Genomic DNA, 23,874 nt, shown 5'->3' on the forward strand with positions numbered 1-23,874 from the left:
AACGCAGATGAGACGTCGGCGTTACCTAACACGTAACTAGGAAGCTCAGCGAAGCTCAGCGGTGGGAGATCGCGGCCAGTTCGCGCGCCAGCCGGCGCACCGCCGCCTCGGGTGTCTGCCGCCCGGTCATCGCGTCGTGCACGACCGCCTGCACGGCCAGGCTGACCTGGTCGTAGTGCGGGCTCTTGGGGCGCGGGGCGGCGGCGAGCACGCTCTCGCGCAGGGTCGGCAGATACGGGAACGCCTCGACGAGCCGGGGATCCTCGTAGAGATCGGCCCGTACGGGCGGCAGCGCCCCGCGTGTGAGGACCTGGCGCTGGACGCGCTCGCTGGTCAGGTACGCGATGAGGCGCGCGGCCGAGTCGGGGTGCCGGGCGTGGGTGCCGACGGCGAGGTTGGAGCCGCCCAGGACGCTCGCTCCGGGCCCGTCGGGGCCGGGCAGCGGCACGGCGCCGACCTTTCCGGCGATCTTCGAGTCCTCGGCGGAGGCGCCCACGTAGGCGTAGGGCCAGTTGCGCAGGAAGAGCAGGCGGCCGTCCTGGAATGCCTGCTTGGACTCCTCCTCCTTGTACGTCAGCGCGTCCCTGGGTATCCAGCCCTCGCGCACCCCGCGGGCCAGGAAGCCGATGCCCTCGCGTGCCGCCGCCGAGTCCACGGTGACGCGTTCGCCCTCGTCACCGAGGATGCTGCCGCCGGCCGAGTAGACGGCCTCGGCCGCGTTGACGGTGAGGCCCTCGTAGGGCAGGAACTGCCCCGCGTAGCCGTCGAGCCCGTGCTTCGGGGCGATGGTCTCGGCGTACCGCTCCAGCTCGGCCCAGGTGCGCGGCGGCGGGACGCCCTCCGCGGCGAGGACGTCCTTGCGGTAGAGGAGGAGGCCGGCGTTGGTGACGTACGGGACGGCGTACAGCCGCCCGTCGTAGGTCGCGGTGTCGACGACCGGCGGCAGGAAGGTGCCGAGCGGGAAGCGGTCGCGGGGCAGCGGACGTATCCAGCCCGCGGCGGCGAACTCGGAGGTCCAGTTGACGTCGATGTTGAGGACGTCGAAGCGGTGCCGGTCGCCGTCGCGCAGGTCGGTGGCCATCTGCGCGCGGGTCTCGTCGGCGGAGTCGGGCAGTTCGACGAGGGTGACCTTCTCGTCGGGATGGTCGCGGTTCCAGCCCTCCAGCAGCGGGCCGAGGTAGCCGGTGAGGTCACCGGCGGTGGCCAGGGTGAGCGGCCCGCGCCCGTTCCCGGCACCCACGTCGGCGCGGGCGCCGGAGGCGACGTAGCCGGTCAGGAGCACGACGAGGACGAGAAGGCCCCTACCGGCGGCGTGGATCCACCGCATAGGTTCCTCCCTGTACACCCTCGTACACCGGTCAGGGGCCATGTATACCTGTTAGGTATGCGCGATACTAGGGCCTGGAGCACATGTGACCAGAAGGGAAGGACGGCTGAGTGCGCCTGCACCTTCTGGCCCTTCTGGCCCGCGGACCGGCCCACGGCTACGAGCTGAAGCAGGACCTTGAGCAACTGCTGGGCTCCGCGTACCCTCAGCCGAACGTCGGCCAGATCTACGTCACCCTCGGCCGTCTCGAGAAGACGGGACTGATCGAGGGCGAGGACATCGAGCAGTCGAGCCGGCCCAACAAGAAGGTCTACCACCTCACCGACGCCGGGCGCGACGAGCTGCGGGCCTGGTACGAGGAGACGGCGGACGAGCCGCGGGTGCGGGACGAGTTCTTCATGAAGCTCGCCCTGGCTCCGCAGACGGGGCTCGCCGACCATGTCGCCCTCATCAACAGGCAGCGGCGGCAGTATCTGAACACGATGCGGCAGCTGTCGAAGCTGGCCGCCGCCGAAGACCGCGACAACCGCGTCGCCCACCTCCTCATCGAGGGCGCGATGCTGCACCTGCAGGCCGACCTCGACTGGCTGGAACGGTGTCAGGAAGAGCTGGAGGAGCTGGAGTGAGCGCTGGGGTCACCTCCGGGGTGGGCGCGGACGACGCTCCTGTGCTGCGCGCCGAGGGCCTGGTCAAGACGCATCACGGCGAGGGCGCCCCGGCGCACGCCGTGCGCGGGGTCGGCCTGTCCGTGCGGCGGGGCGAGTTCGTGGCGATCACCGGGCCGTCCGGCGCCGGGAAGTCGACGCTGCTGCATCTGCTGGGCGGGCTCCAGCGGCCGGACGCCGGGAGCCTCTGGCTGGACGGCGCGTGCACGGACCGGTACAGCGAGGCGCGCTGGGCGGTGGAACGCAGGAAGCGCATCGGGATCGTCTTCCAGTTCTTCAACCTGGTCTCCGACCTGTCCGTCGCCGACAACGTCGAGCTGCCCGCCCTGCTCGCCGGGCTGCCGCCGAAGCGGGCGCGCGCCGAGCGGGAGGAGCTGCTCGCCGAGCTGGGCCTGGCGGGCAAGGAGCGCAGCATGCCCGGTGAGCTGTCCGGCGGCGAGCAGCAGCGGGTGGCGCTCGCCCGGGCGCTGGTCAACCATCCGCCGCTGCTGCTGGCCGACGAACCCGCGGGCAGCCTGGACAGCAAGGGCACCCGCGAGGTGATGCGGCTGCTGACCCGCTTCCACCAGCGCGGGCAGACGATCCTGCTGGTCACCCATGACGCCCGGCTCGCGAGCGCCGCGGACCGGGTGATCAGCTTCTTCGACGGGCGCATAGCCGACGACGCCGAGCTGGACGCCGGCCCGCCCCCGCGCCGCCGGTCCGGCGCGTCCGCCGTGCTGGAACTCAAGGACTGACATGCGGGCGTACGACCACCGCGCGCACCGCGCGTCGAAGGGCTGAGGCCGGTGCGAGCCACCCTGCGCCGGGCCCACTCCGATCTGCGCGCGCACCGGGGCGAGGCGCTGTTCCTCGTCCTCGCCACCGCGGGCATCGTCGCCTCGCTGCTGCTGGCCACGGCCCTGTTCGGGTACGCGACGAACCCGTGGCAGCGCGTCTTCACGCAGGCCCGCGGCGCCCACGTCTGGCTGCACACCGACGCCGGCGCCGACACCCGCGAGCTGGCCGGTCTGGACGGCGTCCGGACCGTCGCCGGCCCCTACCCCACCGCCTCCGCCACGGTGGCCGTGCGCGGCACCCGCGCCTCCGTCGAGCTGCGCGGCACCGCCGAGGAACCCGACGTGGGGCGGCCGCTGCTCACCGCGGGGCGCTGGCTCGACCCGGCGGATCCGGACGGGGTGGTCCTGGAGAGCCGGCTGGCCCGCGCGCTCCTTGCCCAGCCCGGCGACACCCTCACCCTGCCGGGTACGCCCAGGACCCTGACGGTGCTCGGCATCGCCGACAGCCCCGAGCGCCGCTACCGGCCGGGCGAGCAGCCGGGCCTGGTGTGGGCGCCGCCGGCCGGCGTGGCCGACCCGGGTGGCCAGGTGATCGGGCTGCGGCTGACGGACCCCGGGGACACGGACTACGTCGTGCAGCGCGCGGTGACCTCGCTGGGCGCCGGGGCGATCGGGCAGGTCTCCACCTGGCAGCAGGCCCGTGCGGAAGCACAGGGCGACAACCGGCTGCTCGGCCAGGTCCTCGGCCTGTTCGGGCTGGGCGCGCTGCTCGCCGCGGGGCTCGCGGTGCACGGGGCGATCGGCACCCGGATCCGGGGTCATCTGCGGGACATCTCCGTGCTGAAGGCGATCGGCTTCACACCGGGCCAGGTCGTCCGGGTCTTCCTGCTCCAGCACCTCGCCTACGCCCTGCTCGGCGCGGTCGCCGCCGCCGCGCTCACCCAGGCCCTCGGCAGCCGTGTCCCCGGGCGGCTCGGGGACGCGGTCGGCGTGTGGCAGGGGCTGCCCGGACACACCGTCGCGCTGTTCGCCGTACCGGCGGGCGCGGTCCTGTTCATCGCCGCCACCACCGGCCTGGCGGCCTGGCGTGCGGGCCGGGTGCCACCGGTGCCGGTGCCCCGTCCGGCGGCGGCGCGGGGCGGCGGGCTCTCCGGCACGGCCCGGCGGGCCCTGGGGCTGCGCGGACTCAGGGTGCGCGGTGTGCGGGGACGCGAGGGCCGGCTTGAGATACGCGTGCCGCCCGCGCTCGTCCTCGGCTGGCACAAGGCGTTCACCCGCCGTCCCCGTTCGCTCGCCACGGTCGCCCGCCTCACCCTGCCGCTGCTGCTGATCGTGGTGGCGATGAGCGCGTGGACCACCATCGACCGCTTTAACAGCGAGCCGGAGCAGATCGGACTGCCGACCGCCCTCACCGTCCGCGCCGACGCCGGACTCGGCGACCGCGGCACCCGCGCCCTGCTGGAGCGCGACCCGGAGGTCTCCGCCGCCTATCCGGGCGTCGAGGTGGCCGCCCTGGTGCCGGGCCAGACCGCGACCATCGCGCTGCGCGGACTCGGCACCCGCGAGGACCCCTACCCGTACGCCCTGGCCGACGGCCGCCGCGCGCAGGGGCCGGACGAGGCGGTGGCCGGGCAGGGGCTGCTCGACCTGCTGGAGGTGGAGGTCGGCGACTGGGTGCGGATGACCGTCGGCGACCAGCCGCAGATCCTGCACATCGTGGGCCGCAGCATCGAGCCGGAGAACGCCGGCCGGGTGATCTCCACCTCCCTGGACACCCTCAGGGAGAACGACCCGCGGCTGAACCCGACCCTCTACCAGGTGCGCCTGCACCCCGGCGCAGACCCGGACGGGGTCGCCGGGCGGCTCGCCGAGGCCGGAGCGGGCCGGCTCGACGTGCACGCCGCGGCGAACCCCGCCGACGGGCTGCGCAGTGTCGTCCTCGGGCTGATCGCCGTGCTCGCCCTGATCGGGCTGATCGAACTGCTCACCGCGATCGGCGGTACCGTCCGCGAGAGCGAACGGGACCTGCTCGCCCTCAAGGCGATCGGCCTGTCCCCGCGCCAGATCACCGGCATCACCGTCGCGGCCACCGGGTACACCGCGCTGGCGGCCGTGCTCCTCGCCACCGCACTCGGGCTGCCGCTGGCGCACTGGCTGATCGACGCCCAGGGCGCCTCCAGCGGCATCGGCGCGGGGATCGCCCGGTCCCCCTCCCCCGCGTTCCTGGCGCTCCTCGGCACGGCCGCCGTGCTCGGTGCCGCGGCCCTGGCCGCCGTACCGTCGGCCCGGGCGGCCCGCAGACGCCTCGCGGACACGTTGAGCGCGGTGGCCTGACCTCCTCAGGCCACCCGCACCCTGCTCACCGCCGGCCGCGCAGCTCCCGGTACGCGGCGACCAGCGCCGTGGTGGAGGCGTCCAGACCGGGTACCTCCGCCCCCTCCGTGAGCGCCGGCTCGATCCGCTTGGCCAGCACCTTTCCCAGCTCGACACCCCACTGGTCGAAGGAGTCGACGCCCCACACCGCGCCCTGCACGAACACCTTGTGCTCGTACAGCGCGACGAGTTGCCCGAGCACCGACGGGGTCAGCTCCCGCGCGAGGATCGTGGTCGTGGGACGGTCGCCCCGGAACGTCCTGTGCGGGACCAGTTCCTCCGGTACCCCCTCGGCGCGCACCTCGTCCGGGGTCTTGCCGAAGGCGAGGGCCTGGGTCTGGGCGAAGAAGTTGGCCATCAGCAGGTCGTGCTGGTCCTTGAGTCCGTCGCTCAGCTCGGCGACCGGCCGGGCGAAGCCGATGAAGTCCGCCGGGATCAGCTTGGTGCCCTGGTGGATCAGCTGGTAGTAGGCGTGCTGGCCGTTGGTGCCGGGGGTGCCCCAGACCACCGGCCCGGTCTGCCACTCCACCGCACGGCCCTCGCGGTCGACGGACTTGCCGTTGGACTCCATGTCGAGCTGCTGGAGGTAGGCGGTGAACTTCGACAGGTAGTGGCTGTACGGCAGCACCGCGTGCGACTGCGCGTCGTGGAAGTTGCCGTACCAGATGCCCAACAGGCCCATCAGCAAGGGCACGTTGGACTCGGCGGGCGCGGTGCGGAAGTGGTCGTCGACGATGCGGAAGCCGTCGAGCATCTCCCGGAAGCGGTCCGGGCCGATGGCGATCATCAGGGACAGCCCGATCGCCGAGTCGTAGGAGTACCGGCCGCCGACCCAGTCCCAGAACTCGAACATGTTGGCCGTGTCGATGCCGAAGTCGGCCACCTTCTCCGCGTTCGTGGACAGCGCCACGAAGTGCTTCGCGACCGCCTTGTCATCACCGTCGAAGGCTTCCAGCAGCCAGGAACGCGCCGACGTGGCGTTCGTGATCGTCTCGATCGTCGTGAACGTCTTGGACGCCACGATGAACAGCGTCTCGGCCGGGTCCAGGTCCCGGACCGCCTCGTGCAGGTCCGCGCCGTCCACGTTGGACACGAACCGGAAGGTCAGCGAGCGGTCGGTGAAGGCGCGCAGCGCCTCGTACGCCATCGCCGGGCCGAGGTCGGAGCCGCCGATGCCGATGTTGACGACGTTGCGGATGCGCCTGCCGGTGTGGCCGGTCCACTCGCCGGAACGGACCCGGTCCGCGAAGGGGGCCATCCGGTCCAGGACGGCATGCACCTTCGGCACGACGTTCTCGCCGTCCACCTCGATCACCGCGTCCCGCGGGGCGCGCAGCGCGGTGTGCAGGACCGCCCGGTCCTCGGTGATGTTGATCCGCTCGCCGCGGAACATGGCGTCGCGCAGCCCGAAGACACCGGTGGCGGCGGCCAGTTGGCGCAGCAGTCGGAGCGTCTCGTCGGTGACGAGGTGCTTCGAGTGGTCGACGTACAGGTCTCCCACCCGCAGCGACCAGCCCGTCCCCCGCTCCGGGTCCGCGGCGAACAGCTCGCGCAGCCGCACGTCACCGAGTTGCTCGCGGTGGATCGCCAGCGCGGTCCATTCGGGCGTCTGGTCGAGCCTGGTACGGCCGTCTGCGTTCATGGCGGTCTTCAGCCTTCTTCCTCAGGTGTCCCAGCTGTCCCGGCTGTTCCAACCTAATTGATCAGAGAAGAAGGCGACCGACGGAGACGGAACTCCGGCAGTCCCTAGATCTCGCCGCGCAGTTTCGCGAGCGCCTCGGCGAGGATCGCCTCGCCGTCCGCGTCGCTCCGGCGTTCGCGCACGTACGCCAGGTGCGTCTTGTAGGGCTCGGTGCGCGGCGGGTCCGGTGGGTTGTCCCGGTCCTGTCCGGCGGGGAAGCCGCAGCGCGGGCAGTCCCAGGTCTCGGGGACCTGGGCGTCGCTCGCGAAGCTCGGCTGTGTCTCGTGTCCGTTGGAGCACCAGAAGGAGATGCGCAGACGCGGCGCGGACTCGCCACGCTCGGCCTCACCCATCGGCCCCGCCCCGACCCGGCTTCCCCGGATCGCGTTGCCACTTGCCACGGTCGTAACTCCCTGCGTGATGGTGCCGCAAAGCGAGTCGGCGTTCGCTTCGCTGCGAGCGCCTCAGTCTACGTAAGGCCCAACGCGCGTCCAGTGATTGGAGTTACAAGCCCCACAGCACAGACGCAAGCCCCATGATAGGCGGCGCGGTGAAGCGCGTACCGGACATGGGGCTTTACGTGTACAAGTGCGTGAGGTGTCAGTTGTTGGCCTTCATGAGCAGGCCGAGCACCATGATGCACGCGAACCACGCCAGACCGACCACCACGGTGATCCGGTCGAGGTTGCGCTCGGCGACGGAGGAACCGCCGACGGACGACTGCATGCCGCCACCGAACATGTCGGAGAGGCCGCCGCCCTTCCCCTTGTGCATCAGCACCAGCAGCATCAGCAGCAGGCTGAAGACGATCAGGGCGATCGAGAACCCCATAACCACGGCTGGACCAACTTCCTCGGCTTCGGATGAACGGCGGGGGCAGGGTGAAGCAGGCCACCATGCCCCCGCAAGGGTACGACGTATCGCCGCTACCGCATACTCACTGGTCGACCTACTGGTCGCGGAAGCGGACGATCTTGACGAACTCGTCCGAGTCCAGCGAGGCACCGCCGACCAGGGCACCGTCGATGTCTGTCTGCGCCATGATCTCGGCGACGTTGCCGGACTTGACCGAGCCGCCGTACTGGATGCGGACCTTGTCGGCCAGCTCCTGCGTGTACAGCTCGGCGAGCTTGCCGCGGACGGCCGCGCAGACCTCCTGGGCGTCGTCGGCGCCGCAGACCTTGCCGGTGCCGATGGCCCAGACGGGCTCGTAGGCGATCACGATCGACTCGGCCTGCTCGGCCGGGAGGTCCTTGAGACCGCCCTCGACCTGGGCGAGGGTGTGGGCGACGTGGTTGCCCGCCTCGCGGACCTCCAGCTCCTCGCCGACGCACATGATCGGGGTCAGGCCGTGCTTGTAGGCCGCCTTGACCTTGGCGTTGACCTGCTCGTCGGTCTCCGCGTGGTACTGCCGGCGCTCGGAGTGGCCGATCGCGACGTAGGTGCAGCGCAGCTTGGCCAGCATCGCGCCGGAGATCTCGCCGGTGTAGGCGCCGCCGTCGTGGGCGGAGATGTCCTGAGCGCCGTACTTGATCTTGAGCTTGTCGTGCTCGACCAGGGTCTGCACGGAGCGCAGGTCGGTGAAGGGCACGAGGACGGCGACCTCGACGGCGTCGTAGTCCTTGTCCGCGAGGGCGAAGGCGAGCTTCTGGACGTGGGCGATGGCCTCGAGGTGGTTGAGGTTCATCTTCCAGTTGCCCGCCATCAGCGGCGTGCGTCCGGACGGATTGGATGCCATTGCGGGTCAGTCCTCCAGTGCGGCGAGGCCGGGGAGCGTCTTGCCCTCGAGGTATTCGAGGGAGGCGCCGCCGCCGGTCGAGATGTGGCCGAACGCGTTCTCGTCGAAACCGAGCGTCCGCACGGCCGCGGCGGAGTCGCCGCCGCCGACCACGGTGAAGCCCGGGGCGTCGAGAAGCGCCTGGGCGACCGTCTTGGTGCCCTCGGCGTAGTCGGGGTGCTCGAAGACGCCCATGGGCCCGTTCCAGAAGACGGTGGCGGCGTCGGCGAGCTTGGACGCGTACAGCTTGCGGGACTCGGGGCCGATGTCCAGCCCCATCCGGTCCGCCGGGACGGCGTCCGCGGCGACGGTGTCGGGGTGGGTCGGCGCCTTCGCCTTGAGGTCGGGGAACCCGGGCGCGACCACGACGTCGACGGGGAGGACCAGCTCGACGCCGGTCTTCTCCGCGCGCTCGATGTACTCCTTGACGGCCGGGATCTGGTCCTCCTGGAGGAGGGAGACACCGACCTCGTAGCCCTTGGCCTTGAGGAAGGTGTAGGCCATGCCGCCGCCGATGAGGAGCCGGTCGGCCTTGCCGAGCAGCTCGTCGATGACGGCGAGCTTGTCCGAGACCTTGGCGCCGCCGAGGGCGACCACGTACGGGCGCCGGACGTCGTCGGTGAGCTTCTTGAGGACGCCGACCTCGGTGGCGATCAGGTAGCCGGCGTAGTGCGGCAGCCGCTTGGGGAGGTCGAAGACCGAGGCGTGCTTACGGTGCACGGCGCCGAAGCCGTCGCCCACGTAGACGTCCGCGAGGCCGGCCAGCTTGTCGGCGAAGGCGGCGCGCTCGGCGTCGTCCTTGCTGGTCTCCCCGGCGTTGAAGCGCAGGTTCTCCAGCACCGCGACGCCGCCGTCGGCGAGGCCGGCCACGGCGGCCTCGGCGGACGGGCCGACGGTGTCCTGGGCGAAGGCGACGTCGGCGCCGAGCAGTTCACCGAGACGGGCGGCGGCCGGGGCCAGCGAGTAGACGGGGTCCGGGGCGCCCTTGGGGCGGCCCAGGTGCGAGGCGACGATCACGCGCGCGCCCGCGTCCGCCAGGGCCTTGACGGTGGGCACCACGGCGCGGATGCGGCCGTCGTCGGTGATGGTGGTGCCGTCCAGCGGCACGTTGAGGTCGGCGCGGACGAATACGCGCTTGCCCGCGACGCCTTCGGAGAGCAGTTCGTCGATCGTCTTCAAGAGGGCTCCTGGGTTCTCGGATCGCTCGTGATCCTACGAGGGCCGGTCACAGCGGACGCGACGCAGGGCCCGGACGGCGCGACGTTGCGCTGCCCGAGCCCTGCTACCGCATGCGAGGTGCCTGCTGAGTCTGAGTCGCTCAGAGCTGCTCGCCGACGAAGACCGTGAGGTCGACGAGGCGGTTCGAGTAGCCCCACTCGTTGTCGTACCAGCCGAGGATCTTCACCGACTTGCCTTCCTGGACCATGGTCAGGGAGGAGTCGAAGGTGCAGGAGGCCGGGTCGCCGACGATGTCCGAGGAGACGATCGCGTCCTCGGTGTAGAACAGGACGCCCTTGAGGTCGCCGTCGTCGGCGGCCTTCTTGAACGCGGCGTTGACCTCGTCCTTGGTGACCTCGCGCTGGAGCTCCACGACCAGGTCGGTGGCCGAACCGGTGGGGACCGGGACGCGCATCGCGATGCCGTCGAGCTTGCCCTTGAGCTGCGGGAGGACCAGCGCGGTGGCCTTGGCGGCACCCGTGGTGGTCGGGATGATGTTCTCCGCGGCGGCGCGGGCGCGGCGCAGGTCCTTGTGCGGGAAGTCCAGGATGCGCTGGTCGTTGGTGTACGCGTGGACCGTCGTCATCAGGCCCTTGACGATGCCGAAGTTCTCGTCGAGGACCTTGGCCATCGGCGCCACACAGTTGGTGGTGCAGGAGGCGTTGGAGACGACGTGGTGGTTCGCCGGGTCGTACTTGTCCTGGTTGACGCCCATCACGATGGTGATGTCCTCGTCCTTGGCCGGAGCCGAGATGAGGACCTTCTTGGCCCCACCGGCGATGTGCTTCTCGGCGTCGGCCTTCTTGGTGAAGATGCCGGTCGACTCGATCACGATGTCGACGCCCAGCTGACCCCACGGGATGTCGGCCGGGTTGCGCTCGGAGAGGACCTTGATGGTCCTGCCGTCGACGGTGATGGTGTCCTCGGTGTGCGTGACCTCCTGCTTGAGGCGGCCGAGGATGGTGTCGTACTTCAGCAGGTGGGCGGTGGTCGCGGTGTCACCCAGGTCGTTGACAGCCACGATCTCGATGTCTGCACCCTGCTCCAGCAGCGCGCGGAAGTAGTTACGACCGATGCGGCCAAAGCCGTTGATGCCTACGCGGATCGTCACGAACCGATCTCCTCGTTGGTACGCCGGCCCGATGTGCCGGCGAGCTGTATTTGGGATGTCCCCGACCAACCCCGACCCTACCTCTCCGATGCTTGCGGGGTGACATCGAGACGCCCCATACCCGGCACGGCGGTCCGTACCCGCCAGTAGGGGTACGGACCGTCGTGCGCCACGGGGACCGATCACCCGATTTGGTTACATCCTCCGGTCCCCGCCGGGCCGGGATTCACTCGTCCAGGGCACGCAGCGCCTGCCGGACCAGTGCCGCCCGGGCGGCCGGCTCGGTGAGGTGCTCCAGGCCGAAGCCCAGCAGCACGGTGTCGTCCGTGGTGACCGCGCCGTACGTCTGGAACAGGGTCCCGGTGCGGGCCCAGTCCTTCAGGACGGCGGGGCTGCCCGCGGGCGGCCCGGAGACCTGCCAGGCACCCAGCGAGGTCTCGAAGCCCTCGGTGCCGGTCGCCGTGGAGCCGACGACCAGCGAGGCCTCGTCGGCGAGGACGCCGCGCCCGCCGCTGCCGGGGTCGGTGACGTAGGCGATCGACACGTCCACGGACTTCCCGGCGTAGGCGCTCAGGTCGAACTCGACCTGCCGCCAGCCCCCGGAGGCGCCGGTGAGGCTGTTCCACTGACCGGTGGTGCCGGTCGCGGTGCAGCCGTCGTCGGACAGGGTGAGGTAGTGCTCCAGCCAGGGATGCTCGCCGACGTAGAAGCCTGCCCCGCACTCCGCGGGCACGGCCGTACCGGTGGCGCCGCCCGCCTCGGGGAGCGTGGTCCAGTCGTCGGCGCCGGTGGTGTGCGCCTCGACCAGGGCGTGGTCGTAGCCGCGTTCGGTGTCCCACAGCAGCTGGGTGCGGAGCGTGGGGCGGCCGGCGGCGGTGACGCCGGTGAGGTCGACGGTGCGGGTGAGGCGCTTGTAGGCGTCGTCGGTGTGGACGGCGGCCGCCATCCACGCGCCCGCGTAGGGCCCGTACGGGTTGACCGTCCCGGCGAACTCGCCGGCGCCCTCGCTCGCGAACTGCGGATGGGTGTCGGCGGGCAGCTCGTCCGAGGTGACGCTGTAGGTTCCGGCGGCGTCCAGCGGGTTGCCGGGCGCGGCGCCGAGCGCGCCGGTGGTTCCGTCGAGCCGGCCGGTGCCGGTGAATCCGGCGGCGCCGGTGGTCGAGGTGCGGGTGTAGGCGCCCAGGTAGTACTGGCTGAAGTCGTCGGAGAGGTTGCCTCCGCCGAGGTCGACGTCGCCGCCCGCCTGCTCGCCGGCCTCGATCAGCCGGCCGCCCTCGTTGAGGAAGGGGCGCAGCTGGAGCTGGGTGGCGTTGCCGGGCACCGCGGCGCCCGTGTAGTGGACGACGGTGTCGAAGTGGCCGAGGACGCCGAGCGCGTCGGGGGCGCCCTGTGTGGCGACGTCCCAGACGGCGGCCCGCTTGCCGTTCGCCTTCAGGGCGTCGACGTAGGTCCGGGTCTGTGTGGCCTTCGCGCCTTCCTCGGCGACGACGAGGACGTCCGCGCGTGGCCGCTCCGCGACCGTGTACGTGAAGTGCTCGCTCGCGGTGCGTCTGCCGCCCTTGGTCTCGCCGGTGAACCAGACCTCGACCCGGTCACCGCGTTCGCCGTGCCGGACCTTGGCGCGGTACTCGTCGAAGTAGAGGTTGTCCTCACCGCCGTACGTCTCGCCGCCCCGCCAGTGCTTCAGCCGCACGTCGTGGGTGCGTCCGCCGTTGACGCGGTACTTCAGTTCCTTGTCGCGCACGGACTTGCGGGCGACGACGGAGACCTCCTGGTCGGCGCCGCGCGAGTAGGACGTGGTGAAGGCGCCCGGGGTGAAGTCGGCGGCGTCCAGGCCGACCGAGGAGGACGGCCGGTCCGGGTGGGCGGCGCTCTCGGCGACGGAGAGCGCGAAGGGGATGTTCTTCGCGAACTCCCGCTGGATCAGCTTCTCGTCGTCGGGGAAGTTGAAGCCCGACTGGCAGTCGCCGGCGTTCCACTCGTCGTCGGGGTCCTGCTCGGACACGGTCTGGCAGGTCGACATCTCCGGGGTGAACATCGCCACGCCGTTGACGTTGGCCGCGTGGCCGTCCGCCTCGCCGTTGGTGGTGTACAGCTCCGAGGAGACCTGGGGGTGGTAGCCGGGGATCGCGGGGTTGTCGGGCGTGCCGGCGAGCGCCTTGTAGAGGACGTCGTCCGGGGTGTTCGTGGCCACCTGCCAGCCGACCCCGTAGAGGATGAGTTCCGCGGCGGAGTGGTAGTTGATGCCGTACGTGAAGCCGATCCGCTTCTGGAAGCGGTCCAGGGCCTTGGTCTCGGGCTCGGAGTTCGGGCCGGCGCCCCGGTAGGTCTGGCTGGTGGGGTTGGGGGACGAGCCCTCGTCGTCGTAGCCCCACTTGTAGGCGAAGTTGCGGTTGAGGTCGACGCCGTCGCCGGTGCCGATGGCGCCGTCGCCGTTGTTGTCGCGCAGGTTCTTGCGCCACAGGCGGTTGTCGGTGTTCTCGAACGTGTGGTCGTAACCGTCGGGGTTGGCCGACAGGAGGAACCACAGTTCGGTGGAGTCGACCAGCTTCCTGATCCGCCGGTCCTCGTCGTACTTGTCCAGATAGTGGTGCATCAGCCGCCGGGTCATCTCCGGGGTGATCCACTCGCGCGCGTGCTGGTTGGACATGTAGAGGACGGAGGGCTTGGAGCCGTCCTTCGACTTCTTCGCGTTCTTGGTGAGCTTGAGCGCGAGGATGTCCTGGCCGTTCACCGTCCTGCCGATGGAGACGACCTTGGTGAGCCGGGGGTTCTTCCGGGCGGTCCGCAGGATCTCCTCGCGGAGGCCGCCGCTGCCGCTGTACGGGCGGAAGACGCCGTCGGCGGCGTCCTCGACGCGTTTCTCGGCCCGGGAGGAAAGGGAGTGCTCGGTGAGGTCGACGCCCTGTTTCTCCAGCTTGTCGGCCTGCTGGTCGGTGAGGTAGACCTCCACGGTGGCGGTGCCCCGGTCGGGGACCCGCTCACCGAGTTCGTGGCCGTCCTGGCCGGCGGCCAGCAGCAGGGGCACCTGCTGCTGGGTGACGTCGGCACGGAAGACCTTCACCTCGTCCGCGTCCGGGGTCACCGGACCCGCGGGTTGTGCCTGGGCGACGGGTGCGAAGCCCGCTCCGCCGATCAGGAGCGCGCCGACGGCGAGGATCGATCTCGCTCTTCGTCTCATGAACCCCCCTAGATGGGGCCTGTCTGACAGGCCTGGTTCCGCCACAGTGGCGAACAGATGCCAGGCTCATGACAGCTCATGATCGAGTCAAGGGCGCGGTAAAGACACGCGAAAACCGGTGCGGGTCACCCACGTGGGCGCCCGCACCGGTTTGTTGACGGCTCGTGTGCGGCGGGGCCGGTGCGTGTGCGGCGGGCCGACGCGTGTTCGGTCAGCCGACGAGGTTGTCCGCAAGCTCCTCGTCGCCGAGGTTGGCGTCCGTGCTGGGGATGCCGAGGTCCGAGGCCCGCTTGTCGGCCATGGCCAGCAGGCGGCGGATGCGGCCCGCGACGGCGTCCTTGGTCAGCGGCGGGTCCGCGAGGGCGCCCAGCTCCTCCAGGGAGGCCTGCTTGTGCTCCATGCGCAGCCGCCCCGCGGCCGCGAGGTGCTCGGGCACGTCGTCGGCGAGGATCTCCAGGGCCCGCTGGACCCGGGCACCCGCGGCGACGGCCGCGCGGGCCGAGCGGCGCAGGTTGGCGTCGTCGAAGTTGGCCAGGCGGTTGGCGGTGGCGCGGACCTCACGGCGCAGCCGCCGCTCCTCCCAGGCCAGCACCGAGTCGTGGGCGCCGAGCCGGGTGAGCAGCGCGCCGATCGCGTCGCCGTCGCGGACGACGACCCGGTCCACGCCGCGCACCTCGCGGGCCTTGGCGGGGATCGACAGCCGGCGGGCGGCGCCGACCAGCGCGAGCGCGGCCTCCGGACCCGGGCAGGTCACCTCCAGGGAGGAGGAACGGCCGGGCTCGGTGAGCGAGCCGTGCGCCAGGAAGGCGCCGCGCCAGGCGGCCTCCGCGTCGCAGGTGGCCCCCGAGACCACCTGCGGCGGCAGGCCGCGGATGGGGCGGCCCCGCCCGTCCACCAGGCCGGTCTGCCGGGCCAGCTGGTCACCGCCCGCGACCACCCGAACGACGTAACGCGAGCCGCGGCGCAGCCCGCCCGGCGCCATCACGATCAGCTCCGAGCTGTGCCCGAAGATCTCCAGGATGTCCTGCTTGAGCCGGCGGGCCGCCCGCGCGGTGTCCAGCTCCGCCTCGATCACAATGCGCCCGCTCACCAGGTGAAGGCCGCCGGCGAACCGCAGGACGGCGGATACCTCCGCCTTTCTGCAGCAGGTCCGGGTGACGGGGAGCCGGGAGATCTCGTCCTTCACCGCTGCCGTCATCGCCATGGGCCGATCCTTCCATGCATCCGAAAAATACGGTCGTACGCGGCGGCCAGCAGCTCCGGGTCGTGCCTCGGGGTCCCGTCGGTCCGGGCGACCGGAGCCAGTTCGACCGCGGCACCGAACCGTTTCGCGGCGTCGGTGAGCGAGTCACGGTCGGGCACGGCGGCCTCGTCGGCCAGCACCACGTCCAGGGCGAGTTTAGGGGCGTGTCGTCCCAAAACCTCCAAATGACGCTGCGGAGAGAACCCCTCGGTTTCTCCGGGCTGCGGAGCGAGGTTGAGGGAGAGGACCCGGCGGGCCTTCGTCTCGGCCAGCGCGTCCAGCAGATCCGGCACGAGCAGATGCGGGATGACCGAGGAGAACCAGGAGCCCGGGCCGAGCACCACCCAGTCGGCGTCCAGGACGGCGTCGACCGCCTCGGGGACGGCCGGCGGGGCGCCCGGCACCAGGTGCACGGACTGCACCTCACCGGGCGTGAGCGCCACCGTCGCCTGCCCCCGTACGGTGTCCACCTCGTCCGGGCGGCCCGGGTCGTGCCCCCGGACCAGGGCCTGCAGCTCCAGCGGGACGGCGGACATGGGCAGCACCCGCCCGTGCGCGCCGAGCAGCTTGCCGACCAGGTCCAGCGCCTGGACGTGGTCGCCGAGCTGCTCCCACAGGGCGACGATCAGCAGATTGCCGACCGCGTGGTCGTGCAGGTCGCCCTGGGACTGGAAGCGGTGCTGGATGACGCGGGCCCAGGTCTGGCCCCAGTCGTCGTCGCCGCACAGCGCGGCCAGCGCCTTGCGCAGGTCGCCGGGCGGCAGCACGCCCAGCTCGTCGCGCAGGCGCCCGCTGGAGCCGCCGTCGTCGGCCACGGTGACGACGGCGGTGAGGTCGCCGGTGATCCGGCGCAGTGCGGCGAGCGAGGCGGACAGTCCCATGCCGCCGCCGAGGGCGACGACCTTGGGCTGGGCGCCCCGGCGGCGCGGCCTGCCGCCGCGCGCCTGTTCGGGCCGGGCGGCGCGGGTCTCGGCGGGTCTGCCGCCGCGTCCCTCGGGCACCACCCGGCGCAGCCTGCTCAGCCGCGGAGTACGTCCAGTCATTCCCGTCCCATGTCCCGGTGGACGACCACCGTCTCCACGCCCTCGGCGGCGAGCCGGGCGGCGAGCTTCTCCGACATGGCCACGGACCGGTGCTTGCCGCCCGTACAGCCGACGGCGACGGTCACATAGCGCTTGCCCTCCCGGCGGTAGCCCGCGGCGATCAGCTGGAGCAGCTCGGCGTAGCGGTCGAGGAACTCCTTGGCGCCCGGCTGGTTGAGGACGTACGAGGACACCTCCTCGTTCAGGCCGGTGAAGGGGCGCAGCTCCGGGACCCAGTGCGGGTTGGGCAGGAAGCGCATGTCCACGACCAGGTCGGCGTCGACCGGCAGGCCGTACTTGAAGCCGAAGGACATGACGGTGGCCCGCAGCTCGGGCTCCTCCTCACCGGCGAACTGGGCGTCCATCTTGGCGCGCAGCTCGTGCACGTTGAGGCTGGAGGTGTCGATCACCAGGTCGGCGTCGCCGCGCAGCTCGCGAAGGAGTTCCCGCTCGGCGGCGATGCCGTCGACGATGCGGCCGTCGCCCTGGAGGGGGTGCGGGCGGCGCACCGACTCGAAGCGGCGCACCAGCGCGTCGTCGGAGGACTCCAGGAAGACGATCCGCCGGGTCACCGCGCGGGCTTCGAGATCGGCGAGGGATTCGCGCAGGTTGTCGAAGAAGCGCCGGCCGCGGACGTCGACGACGACCGCGATGCGGGCCACGTTGCCCTGCGAACGGGCGCCGAGCTCCACCATGGTGGGGATCAGCGCGGGCGGCAGGTTGTCGACGACGAACCAGCCGAGGTCCTCCAGACACTTGGCGGCCGTCGAGCGGCCGGCTCCGGACATGCCGGAGATGATCACCAGCTCGGGGATGGCCGCCTCCTGCGCCCCGGCTGTTTCCTTGCCCGTACTCACCTGTGCTCCGTCGTCCTGGCCCGGTCCGGAGCCGGCCGTCTGCGGGCCGGCGTCCTCGCCGGTCGTGCGGTGGGCCTGTTCTCGTCCCGCTGTGGGCTGTGCCTCGTGCTCGGTCATCTCTCCTGCCCCCGTCGTTCGTCCGGGGTGCCCGCGGACACGGGCTCCCCCGGGGCGTCCGCCGTCGTCTCGGGCGCCCCGTCCTCGTCATCCATGATCTCTCCGGTCGCCGTGTTCACGGCGGGCGCGGCCGGGGTGGCCCGGGCGAGGGCCACGGCGACCGTCTCGGCCGTCTTTCGGCCTATGCCGTGCACCTCGCAGATCTGGTCGATCGTCGCCGACCGCAGCTTCTTCACCGAACCGAAGTGCTTGATCAGCGCCTGCTTGCGGGTCTCCCCCAGGCCCGGCACCTCGTCCAGCGGGCTGGAGCGGAAGCGTTTGGCACGCTTGGTGCGCTGATAGGTGATCGCGAAGCGGTGGGCCTCGTCGCGGACCCGCTGGAGCAAGTACAGGCCCTCGCTGGTGCGCGGCAGGACGACCGGGTCGTCCTCGCGGGGCAGCCAGACTTCCTCCAGCCGCTTGGCGAGGCCGCAGACGGCGATGTCGTCGATGCCTAGTTCGTCCAGGGCCCGCTGGGCGGCCGCCACCTGCGGCTGTCCGCCGTCGACGACGACGAGCTGGGGCGGGTAGGCGAAGCGCTTGGGGCGGCCGTCGTCGTCCTTGAGCGCGGGCCCGTCGGTGAGGGCGAGGTCGGCGGCGGCGCGGCCGGGCGTGGCGCGGTGGTGGGGTGCGGCTTCGTGCGCGGGCGTGGAGTGGTGGTCGGGCATGGCGGCGTGTTCGGTCGGCGTGGCGGTTCGGTCGGGCGTGGCGGCGCGGTCGCGTTCGGCGATCTCGCCGTTCGTGGTGGCCGTCGTGACGCCGGTGTCCGTGCCGGCCCGGCCGTTCGCCCGCGGCACGCCGTCGCCGTTGTCCTCCCCGTCCGTCCACTCGCCGGTCCGCTCCTTCTCGGCGAGATAGCGGCGGAAGCGGCGGGTGATGACCTCGTGCATGGAACGGACGTCGTCCTGTCCCCTGAAGCCCTTGATCTGGAACCGCCGGTATTCGCTCTTCCGGGCCAGTCCGTCCTCGAAGACGACCATGGAGGCCACGACGTCGTCGCCCTGGAGGTGGGAGATGTCGTAGCACTCGATCCGCAGCGGGGCGCTGTCGAGATCCAGGGCGTCGGCGATCTCCTCCAGGGCGCGCGAGCGCGTCGTCAGGTCGGAGGCGCGCTTGGTCTTGTGCAGGACGAGCGCCTGCTGGGCGTTGCGCTGGACGGTCTCCATCAGCGCCTTCTTGTCGCCGCGTTGTGGGATGCGGAGCGACACGCCCGAACCCCGGCGGTCGGTCAGCCACTGCTGGACCGGCTCCACCGGATCGGGCAGGGCGGGAACCAGGACCTCCTTGGGAACGGCGTCCCCGGTCTCCTCCCCGTACAACTGCTGGAGGGCGTGTTCCACGAGGGCGCCGGTGGTGATCTCCTCCACCTTGTCGGTGACCCAGCCGCGCTGGCCGCGCACACGTCCGCCGCGCACGTGGAAGATCTGGACGGCCGCCTCCAGCTCGTCCTCCGCGACCGCGATCAGGTCGGCGTCGGTGGCGTCGGCGAGCACGACCGCGCTCTTCTCCATGGCCTTCCTGAGCGCCCCGATGTCGTCGCGCAGACGGGCCGCCCGCTCGTACTCCATGTCCTCGGCCGCCTCGTCCATCTTCCGCTCCAGCCGGCGCAGATAGGTGCCGGTGCGGCCGGCCATGAAGTCGCAGAACTCCTCGGCCAGCTCTTGGTGGTCCTCGGCGGAGATCCGCTCCACACAGGGGGCGGAGCACTTGCCGATGTAGCCGAGCAGACAGGGGCGGCCGGTGCGGGCGGCGTTCTTGAAGACACCGGCGGAGCAGGTGCGCACCGGGAAGACGCGCAACAGGAGGTCGACCGTGTCACGGATGGCCCAGGCGTGCCCGTACGGCCCGAAGTAGCGCACGCCCTTCTTCTTGTGGCCGCGCATCACCTGGACGCGCGGGAACTCCTCGTTCATCGTCACCGCGAGATACGGGTAGCTCTTGTCGTCGCGGTACTTGACGTTGAACCGGGGGTCGTACTCCTTGATCCAGGAGTACTCCAGCTGGAGCGCCTCGACCTCCGTGGACACCACAGTCCACTCCACGGACGCGGCTGTGGTGACCATGGTGCGGGTGCGGGGGTGGAGGTTCGCCAGGTCCTGGAAGTAGTTCGCCAGGCGCTGGCGCAGGCTCTTCGCCTTTCCGACGTAGATCACCCGGCGGTGCTCGTCACGGAACCTGTACACCCCCGGGGAGTCCGGGATCTCACCCGGCCTGGGGCGGTAGCTGGAGGGGTCGGCCATGACTCACACCCTACTGGCGAGGGCCGACACTCCGGCGGCCCTGTGGACGACGGGCCGGGCCCCTGTGGACGGCCGCCGGGGAAGCCCGGGGAGGACGGTCCGGGGCCGGTCGGTCACGCCGCGTGCCCTCGGGACGGCGGGCCCGTGCGTTCTCGGCCAGGAGCGCGTGACGGTCGGGCGTCAGGTGTTGTCGGGACTAGGTCAACACGCTTCAATGCGGGGGGACTCGGGGCCCTGAAGCACGGCGTACGGATGTGAAGACCGCTGCGCCGCGACCGGGGGAGGGCGGCCCCGGCCGATCCGCGTCGAACGGTCTGACCAGCCGTCGTGAACTTCACAGAAAGGCCCCTGCATGCCGCACGCCACACAGCACGCGGACGTCGCCACCGCGGAACTCGACTCGGCCCTGCGCGGTGGCCCCTTCCACGTCGCCCTGCGCGCCGCGATCGCCGCTCGTGGACTACCGCTGCAGCGCGTGCAGCACCATCTGTCGCGCCACGGGGTGAAGGTGGGCGTCACCAGCCTGAGCTACTGGCAGCAGGGCGCTCGCCGCCCGCAGCGCCCCGAGTCGCTGCGGGCCGTGCGAGCCCTGGAGGAGATACTCCAGCTGCCCGAGGAATCGCTGATACGCCTGCTCGCCGACGCCGACGAGGACTCCCCCGAGCGGCGGCCCGCCGCCCGCTCCTACCGCGCCCACCTGGAGGCTTCGGGCGTCCTGGACCGGCTGCTGGCCGAACTGGGCCAACCGTCGCAGGACGGCGGGGTGCACATCCTCGGCCACCACGAACTGATCCGCGTCGGAGCACACCGGGAGCTGGCGGGACGCGAGTCGCACCACATCGTCCGCGCCCACCGCGACGGCGTCGACCGCTTCGTCGCCGTCCACTACGGCGATCCGGGATGCGCTCCCGCGCGGATGACCGTCCACGCGCTGGAGAACTGCCGCACGGGACGCGTCCGCATCCACCACGACACCGGTCTGCTCGTGACCGAGGTGCTCTTCGACACATGGCTGCGCGCCGGGGACACCCATCTCTTCCGCTACGGCGTGGAGGACGGCACGGCGGGGGTGTCGCGGGAGTACGTCCGCGGGTTCGGTTCGGCGGGCGGGCAGTACGCGCTCCAGGTGCGGTTCGACGCCGCGGCGCTGCCGGTGCGCTGCCACCGGTTCACCCAGCACTCGCCGGCGGCACCGCGCGGCGGCCGGCAGGAGCTGGCCCTCAGCGGCCGGCACCACTCGGTGCATCTCGTGGAGCCGCGGGCGCGGGCGGGGATGCTGGGGATCGGGTGGGACTGGAAGTGAGTGGACGGGGAGCAGGCTGGGAAGCGGGCGGGCAGCGGGCTGGTTCAGCCGGCGGCTCCGGCCCGCTCCCGGTCAGGTCCCTGGGCTCGCGACGATGCGGCCCTGCTTCACCTCGACCGGGAGCTCGATGAGCGGCGCGGTCGCCGGGGCGTGCAGCACCTCGCCGGTCCGGGCGTCGAACTCGCTGCCGTGACAGGGGCAGACCAGCTTCGTGCCCTCCAGCTTCTTGATGGGGCACCCCGCGTGCGTGCAGACCGTGCTGAACGCCTTCAGGGTGCCGTCCTCGGCCCGGCTGACCACCACGTTCCCGTCGGGGTAGAGCTTCGTCGCACCCTTGGCGACCTCGCCCTCCGCTCCCAGCTCGACGGGTGCGGTGGGCCTGGCCGGCGCGGCACCGTCGTCGCCCGGTGAGCAGGCGGCCGTCGCGAGTCCGGCGACGGGCGTGAGGGCCGCCGAGCGCAGGACGGTACGGCGGCTCGGGGCGGGGCGGCCAGGCATGGGGTCTCCACTGTTCAGGGGGCGTGCAGGGCGACGATATCCGGCGGGCGGGGCCGCGCCTCGGGGCGGGTCGGGGTGCCTGGGCACGCCGCGTAAACGCTTGCGCAAGCGTTTACGTCCACCCGGCGGATGAGGTACGGTCCCGGCCGGCGCACCCACTCGCGGCACGGAGCCGGTGCGCTGCGGCAGGGGAGATCAGGAGAACCGGAGAAGGGGGACGCCGATGCCGACCATGGCGGATGTCGCGCGGAGCGCCGGAGTCTCCGTGGCGACCGTCTCGCACGTGCTCAACGACACCCGCCCGGTCCTGCCGCGCACCCGCCAAGCGGTGCTCGACGCCATCGAGGAGCTGGGCTACACCCCGAACACGCTGGCCCGTTCCCTGGTGACCTCCCGCACCCGCTCGATCGGGCTCGCGGTGTCGGCGATCAGCAACCCGTACTTCACGGAGATCCTCCAGGGCGTCGAGGCCAGTGCGCTGGAGCACGGCTACAGCCTGCTCATCGCCGACCCCCACGACGATCCCGGGCACGAGCGCAAGGTCGTACAGCTGCTGCACGAGCGGCGCGTGGACGGCATGATCGTCGCGCCCTCCGCCGAGCCGCGGGACCTGGTCGCCTATCTCGGGCGCCATCGTGTGCCGGCCGTGTTCCTCGACCGGGTGGTCGAGGTGCCCGAGGGCGACGGCGTGCCGCGCTTCGACCAGGTCTGCGCGGAGAGCGCCGAGCCGACGACACGGCTGGTCGGCCATCTCGCCGGACTCGGCCATCGCCGCATCGGCCTGGTCGCGGGCCGGCCGGGGCTCAGCACGACGCGCGAGCGGATCACCGGGTACCGGCACGGCCTCGCGGCCGCCGGGCTGCCCTTCGACGAACGGCTGCTGGTCCACGGCGACTCCGAGGCGGAAGGCGGCGAAAGAGCCGCCGCGGCCCTGCTGTCGCTGGCGGTGCCGCCCACCGCGCTGGTCACGGCCAACAACGCGATGACCATCGGCGCGCTGCGCGCCCTCCGGGACCGGGGCCTGTCCGTGCCCGGCGACCTCGCGCTGTGCTGCTTCGACGACTTCGCGTGGGCCGATCTCTTCACGCCGCGCCTCACCGCCGTCGCCCAGCCCAGCAGGGACCTCGGCGCGCAGGCCGTCCGGCTGCTGCTGGAACGCCTCGCCGCGCCGGACCGGCCCGCCCGGACCGTGCGCCTGCCCTGCGCCTTCGTCCACCGCACTTCCTGCGGCTGCCCCGAGCAGACCGAGCAGGCCGGGCGGTCTGAGCCACCCGGGCACCCCGAGCAGACCGAGCAAGCCCACGTCACCGCTCCCGAAAGGACCCTCCCGTGATCGTCGTCGCCGGTGAGGCACTGATCGACCTGGTACCGCAGGGCACGGGCGCCCTCGCCGCACTGCGGCCGGCCCTCGGCGGCGGCCCGTACAACACCGCCGTCGCAGTGGGCCGCCTCGGCTCCCCCACCGCCTTCTGCTCCCGGGTCTCGTACGACGCCTTCGGCGAGGCGCTCCTGGACCGGCTGCGGGAGACCGGTGTGGACGTCGCGCCCGTGCAGCGCGGGGACGAGCCGACGACGCTCGCCGTGGCCTCGGTGGATGCGGACGGTTCGGCCGCGTACTCCTTCTACGTCGACGGGACGGCGGACCGGCTGTTCACGGTGCCCGCCGCGCTGCCGCCCGGCACCCGGGCGGTGTCCTTCGGGACCTGCTCGCTGGTGCTGGAGCCGGGAGCGAGCGCGTACGAGGGGCTGCTGCGCGAGACGGCCGCGCGGGGCGTGTTCACGGCGCTGGACCCGAACATCAGGGCCGGACTGATTCCGGACCCGGACGCCTACCGGGCCCGGTTCAAGAGCTGGCTGCCGTCCGTGTCGCTGCTGAAGCTGTCCGAGGAGGACGCCGGGTGGCTCGGCGGCACGCCCCGGGCGTGGCTGGCGGACGGCCCGGCGGCGGTCGTGGTCACCCGGGGTGGCGCCGGGCTGACCGCGTTCACCCGCGACGGAGGCGAGTACGCGGTTCCGGGTGAGCGGGTCGAGGTGGTGGACACGATCGGTGCGGGCGACACGGTCAACGCGGCACTGCTGCACGGCCTCGCCGCACGCGACGCCCTCGACCCCGACGGCCTGGCCGCCCTGGGACCGGAGGGATGGACGGGGCTGCTGGGCTTCGCCGCCCGCGCGGCCGCGATCACCTGCTCCCGCGCGGGCGCCGAACCGCCGTACGCCCACGAAGTGACCGACTGACAGGTCGCCCGGCCGGGCGCGGGCCGCACGCCCGGGCCGCACGCACGACGCGGGGGGGGCGCCCGCAAATTGGGGGGCCCCCCGGCCGGGGGGGGGGGCGGTGGGGGCGCGGGCGGCGCGCGCGGGGTGGGTCTGGCGGGGGGGC

At 72.0% G+C, this 23,874-nt stretch carries 19 protein-coding genes; 6 read left to right on the top strand and 13 right to left on the bottom strand.

From position 1 onward, the window contains the following. Positions 1 to 55 precede the first annotated feature (55 nt). Positions 56 to 1,327, bottom strand: coding sequence for an ABC transporter substrate-binding protein (locus ACFWR9_RS32355; protein WP_383848306.1), 1,272 nt, complete (start codon positions 1,325 to 1,327; stop codon positions 56 to 58). 110 nt (positions 1,328 to 1,437) lie between these two features. Between ACFWR9_RS32355 and ACFWR9_RS32360 the strand changes: the two genes are divergently transcribed. From ACFWR9_RS32360 to ACFWR9_RS32370, 3 genes are read left to right on the top strand one after another with little or no spacing between them, the layout of a single operon-like run. Then, a complete protein-coding gene (locus ACFWR9_RS32360) occupies positions 1,438 to 1,953 on the top strand; it encodes a PadR family transcriptional regulator (RefSeq protein ID WP_383848309.1) in 516 nt (171 codons plus the stop codon). 20 nt (positions 1,954 to 1,973) lie between these two features. After that, positions 1,974 to 2,729 carry an ABC transporter ATP-binding protein gene (locus ACFWR9_RS32365; protein ID WP_383848359.1) on the top strand — a complete coding sequence of 252 codons (756 nt, stop codon included), beginning with the start codon at positions 1,974 to 1,976 and terminating at the stop codon, positions 2,727 to 2,729. A 51-nt stretch (positions 2,730 to 2,780) separates the two neighbouring features. Continuing rightward, positions 2,781 to 5,105, top strand: a complete 2,325-nt coding sequence (locus tag ACFWR9_RS32370) for an FtsX-like permease family protein (protein WP_383848312.1) — start codon at positions 2,781 to 2,783, stop codon at positions 5,103 to 5,105. Positions 5,106 to 5,130: 25 nt separating this feature from the next. Here ACFWR9_RS32370 and pgi read toward each other — a convergent pair whose 3' ends face one another. From pgi to uvrC, 11 genes are all read right to left on the bottom strand, one after another. Further along, positions 5,131 to 6,786 (bottom strand): glucose-6-phosphate isomerase, encoded by a 1,656-nt coding sequence (pgi, locus tag ACFWR9_RS32375; RefSeq protein ID WP_383848314.1) that lies wholly within the window; start codon positions 6,784 to 6,786, stop codon positions 5,131 to 5,133. Between the two features lie 104 nt (positions 6,787 to 6,890). After that, on the bottom strand, positions 6,891 to 7,226 hold the full coding sequence (locus ACFWR9_RS32380) for an RNA polymerase-binding protein RbpA (RefSeq protein ID WP_003976875.1): 336 nt from the start codon (positions 7,224 to 7,226) through the stop codon (positions 6,891 to 6,893). Between the two features lie 199 nt (positions 7,227 to 7,425). Next, positions 7,426 to 7,656, bottom strand: a complete 231-nt coding sequence (secG, locus tag ACFWR9_RS32385; protein WP_030866729.1) for a preprotein translocase subunit SecG — start codon at positions 7,654 to 7,656, stop codon at positions 7,426 to 7,428. 118 nt (positions 7,657 to 7,774) lie between these two features. Next, the gene (tpiA, locus tag ACFWR9_RS32390) at positions 7,775 to 8,530 is read right to left on the bottom strand and encodes a triose-phosphate isomerase (RefSeq protein WP_383848362.1); all 756 of its coding nucleotides are present in this window, start codon (positions 8,528 to 8,530) and stop codon (positions 7,775 to 7,777) included. Positions 8,531 to 8,569: 39 nt separating this feature from the next. Beyond that, the gene (locus ACFWR9_RS32395; protein WP_383848317.1) at positions 8,570 to 9,781 is read right to left on the bottom strand and encodes a phosphoglycerate kinase; all 1,212 of its coding nucleotides are present in this window, start codon (positions 9,779 to 9,781) and stop codon (positions 8,570 to 8,572) included. A gap of 139 nt (positions 9,782 to 9,920) precedes the next feature. After that, positions 9,921 to 10,931 (bottom strand): type I glyceraldehyde-3-phosphate dehydrogenase, encoded by a 1,011-nt coding sequence (gap, locus tag ACFWR9_RS32400; RefSeq protein WP_383848319.1) that lies wholly within the window; start codon positions 10,929 to 10,931, stop codon positions 9,921 to 9,923. 226 nt (positions 10,932 to 11,157) lie between these two features. Continuing rightward, positions 11,158 to 14,112, bottom strand: a complete 2,955-nt coding sequence (locus ACFWR9_RS32405) for a M14 family zinc carboxypeptidase (protein WP_383848322.1) — start codon at positions 14,110 to 14,112, stop codon at positions 11,158 to 11,160. A gap of 211 nt (positions 14,113 to 14,323) precedes the next feature. Then, positions 14,324 to 15,316: a DNA-binding protein WhiA gene (gene whiA, locus ACFWR9_RS32410; RefSeq protein ID WP_383848324.1), complete on the bottom strand. Its 993-nt coding sequence runs from the start codon at positions 15,314 to 15,316 to the stop codon at positions 14,324 to 14,326. Beyond that, positions 15,307 to 16,398 carry a uridine diphosphate-N-acetylglucosamine-binding protein YvcK gene (gene yvcK, locus ACFWR9_RS32415; RefSeq protein ID WP_383848327.1) on the bottom strand — a complete coding sequence of 364 codons (1,092 nt, stop codon included), beginning with the start codon at positions 16,396 to 16,398 and terminating at the stop codon, positions 15,307 to 15,309. The genes whiA and yvcK overlap by 10 nt, the downstream gene beginning before the upstream one ends. After that, positions 16,395 to 17,411 carry an RNase adapter RapZ gene (gene rapZ, locus ACFWR9_RS32420; RefSeq protein ID WP_383848330.1) on the bottom strand — a complete coding sequence of 339 codons (1,017 nt, stop codon included), beginning with the start codon at positions 17,409 to 17,411 and terminating at the stop codon, positions 16,395 to 16,397. Before rapZ ends, yvcK begins: the two co-directional genes overlap by 4 nt. After that, positions 17,408 to 19,690: an excinuclease ABC subunit UvrC gene (uvrC, locus tag ACFWR9_RS32425; protein WP_383848333.1), complete on the bottom strand. Its 2,283-nt coding sequence runs from the start codon at positions 19,688 to 19,690 to the stop codon at positions 17,408 to 17,410. Before uvrC ends, rapZ begins: the two co-directional genes overlap by 4 nt. Positions 19,691 to 20,042: 352 nt before the next feature. Between uvrC and ACFWR9_RS32430 the strand changes: the two genes are divergently transcribed. Further along, positions 20,043 to 20,993 carry a hypothetical protein gene (locus tag ACFWR9_RS32430; RefSeq protein ID WP_383848336.1) on the top strand — a complete coding sequence of 317 codons (951 nt, stop codon included), beginning with the start codon at positions 20,043 to 20,045 and terminating at the stop codon, positions 20,991 to 20,993. Positions 20,994 to 21,065: 72 nt separating this feature from the next. Here ACFWR9_RS32430 and ACFWR9_RS32435 read toward each other — a convergent pair whose 3' ends face one another. Beyond that, on the bottom strand, positions 21,066 to 21,491 hold the full coding sequence (locus ACFWR9_RS32435; RefSeq protein ID WP_383848339.1) for a Rieske 2Fe-2S domain-containing protein: 426 nt from the start codon (positions 21,489 to 21,491) through the stop codon (positions 21,066 to 21,068). 223 nt (positions 21,492 to 21,714) lie between these two features. Here ACFWR9_RS32435 and ACFWR9_RS32440 point away from each other — a divergent pair, with 223 nt between their 5' ends. Both ACFWR9_RS32440 and ACFWR9_RS32445 read left to right on the top strand, forming a co-directional pair. Then, a complete protein-coding gene (locus ACFWR9_RS32440) occupies positions 21,715 to 22,824 on the top strand; it encodes a LacI family DNA-binding transcriptional regulator (protein WP_383848342.1) in 1,110 nt (369 codons plus the stop codon). Further along, the gene (locus ACFWR9_RS32445) at positions 22,821 to 23,729 is read left to right on the top strand and encodes a carbohydrate kinase (protein ID WP_383848344.1); all 909 of its coding nucleotides are present in this window, start codon (positions 22,821 to 22,823) and stop codon (positions 23,727 to 23,729) included. Before ACFWR9_RS32440 ends, ACFWR9_RS32445 begins: the two co-directional genes overlap by 4 nt. Positions 23,730 to 23,874 lie beyond the last annotated feature (145 nt).

Origin of the sequence: Streptomyces sp. NPDC058534 (assembly GCF_042717365.1) — a bacterium.
Classification (GTDB): domain Bacteria; phylum Actinomycetota; class Actinomycetes; order Streptomycetales; family Streptomycetaceae; genus Streptomyces.